The sequence below is a fragment of the Phormidium sp. CCY1219 genome, assembly GCF_055795085.1.
Genome location: NZ_JAYFEQ010000464.1, coordinates 1 through 11,751, shown reverse-complemented (window position 1 = coordinate 11,751; position 11,751 = coordinate 1). Strand labels below are relative to the sequence as shown.

Sequence of the window (11,751 nt, the reverse complement as noted above, 5' to 3'; positions counted from 1 at the left end):
GGGGATGGGATAAAATATATTCATAATGGGGGCAAAGCTTAAAAGCAATGCTTTAATTGTTATATGGCAGATTACTGCTGCTTCTGTCCCGGTTATTTTTCCCGACTTCACCGACTCAAATATCGTTGTATTTTTTCCTGCGCTTGCGCGCCATTGGGCAGTTGCACCCCCATTGTGGGTTCGGGATTTTGTTCGGAGGGAATTTGTAAGACATAAACGCTGTTGGGGGTGACAAATTCAAAATATCCCGGCTTTTGCGGATTGTAGTCCACCGCTTCGAGATTAATCCCGATCGCTTGGTTTTTGTTTCTAATTCGGTAGTGTCTCGCTTGACTCGGATCGTCTTTGTCGCTACAGATATAAACCCGATAGTTGATGCTTTCGGCATACGCGAGGATCCCGCCCGTATCGGCGCAGGTTTCGTCCCCGGCAATTTCTTCGATCGCACCGATTTCGAGTTGGGCGATCGCCGGTAATGCCACCATGCAACCCGTCACCGCCGCGATCGCCACTGCGATCGGTTGCCTTTTCATTCTTAACCCATTCCACATCTGTGTCACCCTTCCTCTCTCCTCAATTGCCACCCACCCCAAACCGACTTGAGCGCACCCATGCGAGGATCCATCAGCGATCGGTTCGTTCAACCCATCAAATGCCGGTCAATCTGTCCCGCCCAATTTTACCTGCTTTTGACATTTAATTTGCTATTTTTTCGTTTTCCCTTGTCGCATTATCTGGGAAATAAATCGGAAAATAGCAACAATTTAGCCAGTAATATTGACTTTAGACAAGGAATTAGCGGCTTCGCCCGGGTGGGGTTATCAAACCCTAACCCAGGGCAACGGCAAAGTAAACAGGCGGGATAAACTTGCAAATTAGAGTTGCGAAAACGAGACAAAAGAATGATGTTATTATAGTGACAGTTGAGAATTTTGTCAAGAAAAATCACAAGAGTGGGGGGGTGAGGAGAAAGAGCGATCGCGAATCCGGGGGTAGAGCGATCGCTCTGGGCGAGAGTTCGGTTTTCTCGCACCAGGGAGATCGGGGCAAAAGCCAATCCAAATCCGCGATAAAGCTTGCCCCATGCAGGCCCAAGCGATCGGCGTTTAAAATGAGACAGAGCCGAGGGAGAGTAACCCGCACGCCGGAGGAGTGGTGCTTCTGACCGAAAAAGAGCTACGATCCAACAGTGATACCCTTGTTTTTATGTCGAATTCTCTGGGGCTGGAGGAAATGACCTCATATACGACTACGAAAGCTGACATGATCGAACTAAGGCGGTTAAAAGGTTTACTGCCACCGGAGTTACAAAGTTGGGTGATGGTGGAAAAAGCGATCGAGGTTAATCCACCCCTGATCCGAAGCGAAGAAATTGGCAGCGATCAGGTAGAAATCCAAGTGGACTTAGTAAAGTGGGAGCAGCTTGCACTGGATCAGCGCAACTTGCTGTTTTGGCATGAAGTCGCGCGGATTCAAAACGATACCATTCCCAAAGAAGGATGGGAAATGGCTGCACTGGCGATTGGTTTAGGCGGTGCGGTAGGCGAACTTTGGGTGCAAGATGGGTTGCTGCTGATGCTAGCGCTGGCCCTGTGCGGCGTGGCGGGATATCGTCTTTACCAGAAAAATAACGGCGATCGCACCCTCACCGAAGCCATTGAAGCCGATGAGAAAGCCATCGCGATCGCCACTCGGTTTGGCTATTCTCTGCCCAATGCGTACAAAAGTCTCGGTAGTGCCCTAAAAGCCTTAATCGAACAAACCCCGAAAAAACGGCAACGGGCAAAATACGAGGCGCGACTGCAAGCGCTCAAACGCAGCGCTGCGAAAGCCAAAGCCAAAGTCAAAGCCGCCCGAGAAGCTGCCACCAACACCGAAACGGTGTACTAACCACTGCCTGTTGAACGCGATTACAACTGACTTAACAGTTTATGGGTTTGGGGCACCACCCGCACCGGCTTGTGCCAACCCTTCATCAACGCCTGCCACGCCAGCACCTTTGTCGGTGCTGGTGGCTCCATTTTTGGGGGCATCTTGCTGCCGAATCGCCCCGCTTCTGCGGGAGTTAAGGGGGTAACGGGTTGCAAAAATATCGGCACCTCGGCGCTGACACCGGCAACCAACTCGGCGGCGCGTTGCAAATCCGTCAGGGAGGTGCGATCGCTGATAATTATCTTGACAAATACCTCAATCTGTGCTAAGCAACAAAGCTGGAGAAATTCCCGGTGCGCCTCCCAATGGGTTTCCCCACTGACACTGGGCAATTTCAGATCCATGCCCACCGAATCGAGTGCGGAAATAATACTTTTTAACTGTTGCGGACGATGCCCCCCCGTTTCCAAATAAATCGGCAATCCAGTCCGCCGTTTAACTTGCGGCAAAAACTCTTTTAAAAACGACGCATGGAGCAACGGTTCCCCCCCGGTGAGGCTGATACTATCGTGTAAATTCGGTTCATCTTGCGCCCCGATCCATTCCAGTAATTCAGGCAAAGAAATCGGATTGGAATGAATTTCAAAATCGCGATCGCCCGGTGTTTTTTCCCGGCGACAAGTGTCCGGCGCTTCCCAGGTATGGGCGCTGTCGCAAAAATCACAGCGCAAATCGCATAACCCAAACCGAATAAAAATTTGCCTCGTTCCCACATTTAGTCCTTCCCCTTGAATCGCGGAGAATACTTCAATTAATCTAGCAGTGGGCGGGGCGATAGTTGTGACGCTCATATTTAACGGGTTGGTGATAGTTCAGTTACGGCGCAATACTCGAAACCCTCGAGAATTGAAACTTGAAACCGCATCGAAAAAACAATACTTGATTTTAGCTGCTTCCGTCGGGAAATTGTTTTTCTAACTGCTGCTGCACTTCCACTTCTACGATAGAAGGAATGCGAGCGATCGCCTGTACGATTTGTCCTTCGAGTTCCCCCATTTGCTCTTGCATTCCTCCTGGAGACGGAAGTCCGTCAATACACTGTTGCAGAGCTGTAATCACCGCCGTCAAACTTTCAATTTGTTCCAATTCCGGGCGGGTTCTAAACTCTTGGGATAGCTCTTCCACCTGATTTTTCATCGGTACCAAAGCTTGTTCTACACTTTTCTGCTGCGATCGCACCTGTCGCAACGCCGCCACCACTTTCTCTAATTCTTGATGCAAATCCTGCTGTTCTCCCATACTGATGCCGGTGTCTTGCTCAACCCGCATCATCGCCCGATCGATGTTTTGGCGGTACTCGCGTCTGAGCAAACGGCGATCCATCAGACTCAACACCAGCGCCAGAGAAATGGGTGCTACAGCATAGAGGATTTCTCCAGAAATGCTAGCCCACACCGATCCGGCGATTGCGCCAGCGATCGCGACATATTCTCCAATCTCTAACCCGTAACGAAAGTTTTTCACAACCATCCCCCAACCGATACCCCTTGATTTTAATATCTCATCCCCCGGTTGCTGGATTTTCTCCTTGCGCCCATCGGCGGGAAAATTTTGCCCCGCCTACGATCGCAAAAATTGGTTGAGGTGTGATTCACCGATGGCAGGGATGCCCACCAACTGAACGAAACTACACCCCCTCGCCAACCAAAAATCGGCGGAAAAATCAATCGGTTAAACCAGAGTCAACCCCCATCGTTATTGCCGCAAAAATGGAGAAGCGATCGCCCCCGGGTTTTTTCCTACACATAAGTGGCAAACCCCAAAACTCAATCCAAATCCAGGTTAAAGCGATGAAGAAACACAGCAAAGAGAAAACATGCCTGTGGTTGTGCCAGAGTTTGCCCCAGTTTATCGCGGTAAAATTGGGAAATTCCCACCCTACCTCGATCCAGAACCGGATAAAATTGACAGATTGGGATATTCAACTGAGCGCAGTGCCAGAGCAATCAACCAAGCTATGACCTATTCTCCTTCAACTTTAAAAGAAATCGACCCAGCAGCGGAATCCAGCGCCCCGGTGAATTGGCCGAATTTGCTGCAACAGTTATTAGACAAACAATCTCTCAACCGCCAGCAAGCCAGTCAACTGATGCAAGGATGGCTTAACGAAGACATTCCCCCAGTGCTTTCCGGGGCGATTTTAGCCGCTTTGCAAGCGAAAAGCGTATCGGCGGAAGAACTGGCGGGGATGGCGAAAGTATTGCAGTCCCAATCTGCCGGCGGGATTGAGAAGCGATCGCCCAATGGAAAAACCCCTGTTATCGATACCTGTGGAACCGGGGGCGATGGAGCCTCCACCTTTAATATTTCCACTGCAGTGGCGTTTGTAGCCGCAGCGGCGGGAGTTGCACTCGCCAAGCACGGCAATCGATCCGCCTCGAGTAAAGTGGGATCCGCCGACGTACTCGAAGCGTTGGGAGTGAACTTGAATGCGCCAGAGGAGAAAGTTGTGGCGGCACTGGATGAAGTGGGCATCACCTTTTTGTATGCTCCCGGTTGGCATCCGGCGCTGAAGGTAGTAGCACCGATGCGGCGAACCTTAAAAGTGCGAACGGTTTTTAATTTATTAGGGCCGTTGGTGAATCCCCTGCATCCCACCGGCCAGACAATCGGCGTGTGCGATCCCAATTTAGTGCAGCCGATCGCCGAGGCGTTGAAGCAATTAGGGCCAAAGTTGGCGATCGTGATGCATGGGCGAGAGAAACTCGACGAAGCGGGATTAGCCGAAATCACCGACTTGGCGATTTTGTCAGATGGGGAAGTGAAATTAACCAGCATCGCCCCGGAAGAAGTGGGGTTGCAACGGGCACCCACCGACGCCATACGCGGCGGTGACTTGGAGGAAAATGTGGAAATTTTGCGATCGCTGCTTCAAGGCGGCGCAACCCAACCCCAACGGGATATCGTGGCGTTCAATGCCGCCTTTGCCCTACAAGTCGGCGGTGTGGTGCCGATGGGAGATTGTACCCAAGGCATTGCCTTAGCTCGGGATATCCTGCAAAGCGGTGCCGCTTGGACGAAGTTGGAACAGTTAGTGAAGTTTCTGGAAGGATAATCGGAAAATTCCGCGTTTCTTGCGCGCTAGTTGCACGAATTATCGGGACAAGGCATTGCCTTGTCCCGAATAATTAGAGCGGGTTAATTTCTAACTCTCAATTCGATGACATCTTCTTTAATGGTGATATCATACTGGCCATAGAAATTTTGTCCTAACAGTCCCATTCCTTGCAATCCGTCTTCCACTTCCGGAGGGGCGATCGTCACCAGGACTTGTTCGAGGATCGCATCGCCGACTTGTAAAGAATTGAGGCGCGCTACCTCGACTTCGATATCCGAGGCACTAGCGGTAGCGATGCGGGCAGTATCGAAGGGAACCAAATTGAGTTTTTCGGCGGTGGAAGGGGCAATCAAGGTGGCACTCGCACCGGTATCGAAGAGCATTTCGCCCGCTTCGTTGCCATTAAAAACCACATCCACCACGGGAATGCCTCCCTCACGACGTTTGATGGGAATTTGGAAGACGCCTTCGGGGTTGGTGGTGGTGGTAGTGGTGGTGGGGACGGGGGGTTCTTCCGGGCAAAGGTTGTTTAATTTGATGACATTTCCATCGCCATCGATCATAAAACAGCCTTCATATTCCTGGGCGAGGGTGCCGGTGGAGAGTGGAGTAAGGCTGATGATGGCAACAAGTAGGGCACAGAGTTTGTTCATCGGAGTTTTTTTTATCAAGACGTTTGGCAGGGTGTGGAAATGAAAACGGCGTAGGAGGGGATTTAGGGCTTTAATTTAGAATTCCCCCGGCAAAGGAGAAACTTAAATCTATTTTAATGGTTCGGCAAGGAGTGGAATGATTTTGCAGTGTAGAGACACGATTAATGGCTTCTCTATGGGAAGACGAAAGGGCGGCGGGAGAGGTGGGGGAATTGGCGAATTTCTCGCTTAAGTGAGGTGCGGTGAAGAGGAGGCGCGGGGCGGATTTGCGATCGCCTGCCCACATTTCCCCTAGGGAAGAATGCCCCAGTCCAAAAAACTCATGGGATAATGCCGAGTAGTGGAAGTCACACTCAGGGGTCAGGTGTCAACAAAACCGAACAATTGACAATAAAAAACTGACCGCTGACAATTGACAACTGACAACTGACATCGAATTAGGAAAAGAGGTTTCTATGTCGCTTTCTGCCGATACACCTGCCTTGCTCGTTTTGGCAGATGGAACGTCTTATCGCGGTTGGTCGTTTGGAGCCACCGGCACCACCATTGGGGAAGTGGTATTCAATACCGGGATGACGGGCTATCAGGAAGTGTTGACCGATCCGAGCTATTGCGGACAGATCGTCACCTTCACCTATCCCGAACTGGGAAACACCGGGGTCAATCCCGAAGACGAAGAATCGAACCACCCGCAAGTGAAAGGGGCGATCGCCCGCAACATCTGCAAGCGACCGAGCAACTGGCGATCCACCCAAGGATTGCCCGAATACCTAAAAGAACACAACATTCCCGGAATTTACGGCATCGACACGCGATCGCTGACCCGCAAAATTCGCATCGTCGGGGCCATGAACGGGGGCATTTCTACCGAAATTCTCGATCCGGCTGAATTGCTGGCGCAAGTCCAAGCCGCGCCGAGCATGAGAGGCTTGAATCTCGTGCCGGAAGTCACCACGGACAAAATCTACGAATGGGGTCGCAGAACCGATGCCCCGTGGGAATTTAACCCGCAAAGCTCCTCCAACGGCGAAACCTTCACCGTGGTCGCCATTGATTTTGGCATCAAGCGCAATATCCTGCGACGATTAGCCACTTATGGGTGCCGAGTCATCGTGGTGCCCGCGAATACCTCCGCCGAAGACATCCTGAAATATAATCCCGACGGAATTTTTCTCTCCAACGGTCCGGGAGACCCCGCCGCCGTGCAAGAGGGGATCGAAACCACGAAAAAACTGCTCGCCAGTAACAAACCGATGTTTGGCATTTGTTTGGGACACCAAATTCTCGGCTTGTCGATGGGGGCCGACACCTTTAAGCTCAAATTTGGCCATCGCGGCTTAAATCAACCCGCCGGGTTGCAGCGTCAGGTAGAGATTACCAGCCAAAATCACAGTTTCGCGCTCAATGCCGAATCATTAGCCGCAGATAGCGTGGAAGTGACCCATCTCAACCTCAACGATCGCACGGTGGCGGGCATGCGTCACAAAACCCTGCCGATATTTTCCGTGCAGTACCACCCGGAAGCGAGTCCAGGTCCTCACGACGCTGACTATATTTTTGAGCGATTCGTAGAATCAATGCGACAAACGCGCCAGGGGTCAAAAGCGCTCGGTTAGTTTGCGCCCTGGGAATGTCACGGGAGTCGCAGTTTTCCGCCCCACCGCGAAAACTGGCGTTGAGCCAGTGACGGCAGAATTTCCCCCCCCCCCCAACTGAGGGACAATTGAGGGATATTTCTGCCGAGAGGGAAAAATCTGGCAGGGGAATGGGGAGCGCAAAGCAGGGCGGTGGGGCAGCAATGACCCGTCTTGCCCCATTCCCGAAAAAGCGATCCGGCCTGTGTTATGATAGTCGTCTGTAAGCACAAGCACACTGCGCGCGTTGCCTAGGGCGGTCGGGCCGCTCGCTCGGGGATTTCGATCCCAACAGCGCGCCCTCCCTTGCGGGGCAGTGGCTTGGCAACCGCCGCTAAGGCAGATCCCCGATGGATGCGAAAAACAAGAGCGCGGCTCTGTTGTTTTTCCCCTCGGTCACTGGCGATCGCTCGGGATCGAGTCGATCGTCAACTATAAAATGTACAAATTAAATTTTTCAGCCTCGCCTATAGACAAAAGGCGAGAAAGCCTCTATACTAGAGCGTCGATTTTAGGAGTATGCAGCTAGGAGGGCGTTATTCCTGAGCCACTTACCCTGACCGTTAGCCTTCGAGGCACGCGCGAAGTCGGGAACAAATACCAACTATTCCGCCTCACCGGCTTACTGGACGCCTTTTCCGAAGCAACTTTTCGGAAAGCGCTCGGTAAGTGTATTGATGACGGACCGAGTAACATCATTTTGGATTTGTCCAAGATAGATTTTGTTGACAGTTCGGGGTTAGGTGCTTTAGTGCAGCTAGTCAAAAAAGCTCAAAATGCTGGAGGTACCTTGCAAATTGTCACCAATCCCCGCGTCACTCAAACGGTTAAACTGGTTCGCTTAGAGCAGTTTTTATCCTTGCAACCTTCTGTGGAAACCGCACTCGAGAACGTCAAAAGCTCTTGAGTCTTTAAACGAAAAGAAGGGAAAAAAGGCTATCCAGTGCTCGGTACTGGATAGCTTGTTTGCGATCGCCGAGGGGCAGGGCACATGTTGCCCCGGATACTGCCGCCCTGGACGAAAGGTATAAAATTTAACCAAGGCCGGGACAATGCCGGATGGCAAAAGCTAGTGGGGAGCAGAAATGTCCGGAAATTCGCGTTCCCAAATATTCTCGATAATGTTATAATGTCAGATAAAAATAAAAGATAGCACACCGAGATCGAGGGGAACTCCCCGAATCCCGTCGGATCGGGGGAACAGAAACTCGGTGCAAGTGAACCAACCACTCTCAAGCAGCTTTTGGCCGGGAAATGCAGAAAAGCTGCGGTTGACGAAAATTTAGCATTACAATAAATGGGGAGTTAATCGAATGGAAGCCGGGAATTGCTGTGCCAAGAGAAATGCTTCGCTGACGGCGTAAGCCGTTCAAAACTCGGCAGAGCAATCGCGGTCTGTAACGTCGAAGATGGGGAGCATGTCACCAAACCCAGAGTCAAATCAGCGGTGCGATCGCCCAGAGGGATTGTGCCTGCGGCTACCAGTCAACGTCTTGTCTGGGAAACAATTGCAGCAACTATCACCGGTGGCTTTAGCATATTTGGGCGATGCGGTGTACGAGCTTTACATTCGAGCCGCTTGTTTGCTCCCGCCAAAGCGGGCAAAGCTCTATCATAATCAAGTGGTGTCGAAAGTGCGAGCGGAAAGTCAGGCGGAGACACTGCGATCCCTCGAACCCCACCTCACCAATCACGAATTAGAAATTTTAAGACGCGGACGCAACGCCGCCACGGGAGGGCCGAAGCGCATCAATGCGGAAATTTACCGCAAGGCAACCAGCCTGGAAACCTTAATGGGATATTTGTACCTCAGCGATCCCGAGCGGTTGAGCGAACTGTTCGATCTGCTCGGGAAAGAAGATGTCACTACAGAAGCGTCGGTGGAAAAACCCTGATTTTTCTGTGGGGTGCTTTCCCTCGCGCGCGCCGACACTACCGCGAGGTGTTGCCTATCTTTTCCCGCCTCACCCCCGAATGAGGCGCTTTCGTGCAGACGAACAATGAGCAACGAACAATCTACAATTGGCAATCTATTTCCGCCTCCGCGATCGCCCACCGAGGTTGCGCGATCGTTCTCAATTGCCGATTTTCAATTTGTCTGAGTGCCGAGCTTCCTGAGAAGGAGCCATTTTCACCCTCAGAACTCGCCGTAAAAGTTAACAATCGATGACATGCCAGGGAAAAAACCAAGATTAAACTCAGAAAAGCATTCGAGTCGCAAGCCGCGCTTGAAAACCAACCGAAGGAGCGGTAAACCGCCGTCCTCTCGAGGTTCTGAGCCTTCTGCAGAACGCGAGGGCGAGCAAAACGACCTGATTTACGGTCGCCATCCCGTGTTGGCGGCCCTGGAAGAGCAGCACAAGCTGCATCGAATCTGGATTACACCGCAACTGCGCTACGATCCCCGCTTTCACACCTTAATCAATGAAACCAAATCCACGGGAACCATCGTGGATGAAGTGGATTACCGACGCCTCGACCAAATCGCCACAGGCGCGAATCACCAAGGGGTCGTGGCGCAAATCTCCCCCTACGCCTACTGGGAATTGAGCGATTTGATTGATAAAGCATTTTCCCTCTCCCACCAACCCCTGTTGGTCGTTTGTGATGGGATTACCGACCCTCACAACTTAGGCGCGATCGTCCGCACCGCCGAGGCGATCGGCGCGCAAGGCTTGGCGATCCCGCAACGCAGGGCGGTAGGGATCACCTCCACCGTGATGAAAGTGGCGGCGGGGGCTTTAGAATCTTTTCCGGTGGCGCGGGTCGTCAATCTCGCCAGAGCGTTGGAAGAATTGAAAGCAGCGGGATTTTGGATTTACGGGACCGCCGACGATGCCACCCAACCGTTACATACCGTGGATTTTTCCGACCCAACGGTTTTGGTGGTCGGATCCGAAGGCAAAGGTCTGAGTTTGCTGACCCAGCAGCACTGCGACATGCTGGTGTCGATTCCCCTCCCCGGGAAAACCCCCAGCTTGAACGTCTCTGTAGCTACGGGAATGGCCCTCTACGAGATCCATCGTCAGCGATCGCTCTCTAGGGGAAATGTAAAGAAAAATGTCATTGAAAAAATAAATACAACGGAGTATAAAGAAATGTAACAAGCTTCGCTCCCGGAAAACCTGTGTAAAACTTCATAACCAATTAGTAAAAGGGGGACTCCCATGAAAGGACTCAAAGAACTCTTAATCAGCTTGATCGACATTCTCGGATTGGCTTGCTGGGTAGAAATTTCCACGGACAAGCCCCGCTGCACCTACTACTTCGGCCCGTTTCTGTCCAAGAAAGAAGCCGAAGCAGCGATCGCCGGCTATTTAGAAGACCTCGAGCAAGAAGGCGCGCAGGGCATCGGTTATGGGATTAAACGGTGCAAACCGGACAACCTGACGATTTTCGACGAAGTTGGGGAGATGGCCCACCGAGGATCCGCCCCGGTGTTCAGCGGTCAAATGTAATTGGACTCGGACCGTTCAACCAGACTCCCACCCTGCTGGTGCAACCACTTCGGGATGGGCAGCGATCCACTGCTCGATATCCCACAACACTCGATCTGGTATTTCCCAAGGAAATAAATGCGCGGTATTGGGGTAGCATGTCCACTGGCACCGATTGAGGCGCTCTGCAGTTTCGCGGCTCGCTTCTGCGGTAATGTGTCGGTCCGCTGCCCCAGCAAGGACTAAGGCGGGACATTGAATTTGGGGCAACTCGTCCAGTCGGTTGTAGCCAGCTTTCAGTGCAGCATTCAGGGCTTGTTGAGCGTGACGATGAGTTTGCAAATAGGCGGAGGTGCCTTCCAAGGCTAAATAGCGATAAGCCAGGGGGGTATGTTGGGCAATCAGATAGCGCAACAGCGATCGCTTGGCAAAAGTGTCGATATTCCATTGCCAACTCGGTTTAATCCGGTTGATAATCCCCGCCACCCCGGTAAAAAACAAATCTTGCCAACTCACTGGGGGATGGCTACTGCGCGGGCGCGCCGCTGAGGCGACTAAAATCAATCCCGTGACCCGATGCGGATGTCTCAGGGCAAGTTCGAGGGCGAGAATTCCGCCCAGAGACCAGCCTAAGAGCAAATATTTATCCAGGTTCAGGCGATCGAGCAAGGCGTCCAAGTCTTCCAGGTGATCCCGCATCTGAAAGGGGGATTGCGCCCGGGTTTTACCATAGCCGCGCAAGTCAGGGGCGATGATTTGGAAGCGGTGGGAGAGGCGATCGCTAAACACAGACATGCAGCCACTGTGTCCCGGATGTCCGTGCAAGCAAAGAATCGGAAACCCAGCTCCCCGGAGTTTCACATTTAAGTGAAGCGTGGAATAAGTGAGGTGGGTTTTTTGCATGGTTTGGCAACCCTCAATTTCAAATCGCGTAGATTACCGAGAATCGGCGTAAAGCCTCCGGATTTATCCGTGGGGATATAAGCCGAGCGACTGACCCCCGGTCCCCCGCAATTATATTCGTTGGACATGATAAG

Annotated in this window: 13 protein-coding genes; 7 read left to right on the top strand and 6 right to left on the bottom strand. The window is 52.0% G+C overall.

The window, feature by feature from the left end:
* Positions 1-107: 107 nt before the first annotated feature.
* Both AC0QH1_RS11275 and AC0QH1_RS11270 read right to left on the bottom strand, forming a co-directional pair.
* Positions 108-560: a hypothetical protein gene (locus AC0QH1_RS11275; protein ID WP_324631200.1), complete on the bottom strand. Its 453-nt coding sequence runs from the start codon at positions 558-560 to the stop codon at positions 108-110.
* A gap of 385 nt (positions 561-945) precedes the next feature.
* Entirely contained in the window at positions 946-1,143 is a 198-nt protein-coding gene (locus tag AC0QH1_RS11270; RefSeq protein WP_324631199.1) for a hypothetical protein, read from the bottom strand.
* 90 nt (positions 1,144-1,233) lie between these two features.
* On the opposite strand from AC0QH1_RS11270, the gene AC0QH1_RS11265 reads away from it, so the two are divergent.
* Positions 1,234-1,890 (top strand): DUF3318 domain-containing protein, encoded by a 657-nt coding sequence (locus AC0QH1_RS11265; RefSeq protein WP_324631198.1) that lies wholly within the window; start codon positions 1,234-1,236, stop codon positions 1,888-1,890.
* A 20-nt stretch (positions 1,891-1,910) separates the two neighbouring features.
* On the opposite strand, the gene AC0QH1_RS11260 is transcribed toward AC0QH1_RS11265, so the two are convergent.
* Both AC0QH1_RS11260 and AC0QH1_RS11255 read right to left on the bottom strand, forming a co-directional pair.
* Positions 1,911-2,723, bottom strand: a complete 813-nt coding sequence (locus AC0QH1_RS11260) for a 7-carboxy-7-deazaguanine synthase QueE (protein WP_324631197.1) — start codon at positions 2,721-2,723, stop codon at positions 1,911-1,913.
* Between the two features lie 94 nt (positions 2,724-2,817).
* The gene (locus AC0QH1_RS11255) at positions 2,818-3,396 is read right to left on the bottom strand and encodes a hypothetical protein (protein WP_324631196.1); all 579 of its coding nucleotides are present in this window, start codon (positions 3,394-3,396) and stop codon (positions 2,818-2,820) included.
* 493 nt (positions 3,397-3,889) lie between these two features.
* Between AC0QH1_RS11255 and trpD the strand changes: the two genes are divergently transcribed.
* The gene (trpD, locus tag AC0QH1_RS11250; protein ID WP_324631202.1) at positions 3,890-4,987 is read left to right on the top strand and encodes an anthranilate phosphoribosyltransferase; all 1,098 of its coding nucleotides are present in this window, start codon (positions 3,890-3,892) and stop codon (positions 4,985-4,987) included.
* A gap of 83 nt (positions 4,988-5,070) precedes the next feature.
* Here the strand turns inward: trpD and AC0QH1_RS11245 are convergent, their stop codons facing one another.
* Positions 5,071-5,643 (bottom strand): retropepsin-like aspartic protease family protein, encoded by a 573-nt coding sequence (locus AC0QH1_RS11245; RefSeq protein ID WP_324631195.1) that lies wholly within the window; start codon positions 5,641-5,643, stop codon positions 5,071-5,073.
* Positions 5,644-6,098: 455 nt separating this feature from the next.
* Between AC0QH1_RS11245 and carA the strand changes: the two genes are divergently transcribed.
* The 5 genes from carA (at position 6,099) to AC0QH1_RS11220 (ending at position 10,735) form a co-directional block, all read left to right on the top strand.
* Complete coding sequence (gene carA, locus AC0QH1_RS11240) at positions 6,099-7,259, top strand: glutamine-hydrolyzing carbamoyl-phosphate synthase small subunit (RefSeq protein WP_324631193.1); 1,161 nt, start codon at positions 6,099-6,101, stop codon at positions 7,257-7,259.
* A 556-nt stretch (positions 7,260-7,815) separates the two neighbouring features.
* Positions 7,816-8,184 (top strand): STAS domain-containing protein, encoded by a 369-nt coding sequence (locus tag AC0QH1_RS11235; protein WP_324631201.1) that lies wholly within the window; start codon positions 7,816-7,818, stop codon positions 8,182-8,184.
* A 511-nt stretch (positions 8,185-8,695) separates the two neighbouring features.
* Entirely contained in the window at positions 8,696-9,172 is a 477-nt protein-coding gene (locus tag AC0QH1_RS11230; RefSeq protein ID WP_324631192.1) for a Mini-ribonuclease 3, read from the top strand.
* 276 nt (positions 9,173-9,448) lie between these two features.
* Entirely contained in the window at positions 9,449-10,381 is a 933-nt protein-coding gene (gene rlmB, locus AC0QH1_RS11225; protein WP_442957305.1) for a 23S rRNA (guanosine(2251)-2'-O)-methyltransferase RlmB, read from the top strand.
* A 63-nt stretch (positions 10,382-10,444) separates the two neighbouring features.
* Positions 10,445-10,735, top strand: a complete 291-nt coding sequence (locus AC0QH1_RS11220) for a DUF1816 domain-containing protein (RefSeq protein ID WP_324631190.1) — start codon at positions 10,445-10,447, stop codon at positions 10,733-10,735.
* 15 nt (positions 10,736-10,750) lie between these two features.
* Here the strand turns inward: AC0QH1_RS11220 and AC0QH1_RS11215 are convergent, their stop codons facing one another.
* Positions 10,751-11,617, bottom strand: coding sequence for an alpha/beta fold hydrolase (locus AC0QH1_RS11215; RefSeq protein WP_324631189.1), 867 nt, complete (start codon positions 11,615-11,617; stop codon positions 10,751-10,753).
* Positions 11,618-11,751: the final 134 nt, after the last annotated feature.

Coding starts and splice junctions, on each gene's coding strand:
- AC0QH1_RS11265 (WP_324631198.1), top strand. CDS start 1,234: ATGACCTCATATACGACTACGAAAGCTGACATGATCGAACTAAGGCGG.
- AC0QH1_RS11230 (WP_324631192.1), top strand. CDS start 8,696: ATGTCACCAAACCCAGAGTCAAATCAGCGGTGCGATCGCCCAGAGGGA.
- AC0QH1_RS11260 (WP_324631197.1), bottom strand. CDS start 2,723: ATGAGCGTCACAACTATCGCCCCGCCCACTGCTAGATTAATTGAAGTA.
- AC0QH1_RS11220 (WP_324631190.1), top strand. CDS start 10,445: ATGAAAGGACTCAAAGAACTCTTAATCAGCTTGATCGACATTCTCGGA.
- carA (WP_324631193.1), top strand. CDS start 6,099: ATGTCGCTTTCTGCCGATACACCTGCCTTGCTCGTTTTGGCAGATGGA.
- AC0QH1_RS11215 (WP_324631189.1), bottom strand. CDS start 11,617: ATGCAAAAAACCCACCTCACTTATTCCACGCTTCACTTAAATGTGAAA.
- rlmB (WP_442957305.1), top strand. CDS start 9,449: ATGCCAGGGAAAAAACCAAGATTAAACTCAGAAAAGCATTCGAGTCGC.
- trpD (WP_324631202.1), top strand. CDS start 3,890: ATGACCTATTCTCCTTCAACTTTAAAAGAAATCGACCCAGCAGCGGAA.
- AC0QH1_RS11245 (WP_324631195.1), bottom strand. CDS start 5,643: ATGAACAAACTCTGTGCCCTACTTGTTGCCATCATCAGCCTTACTCCA.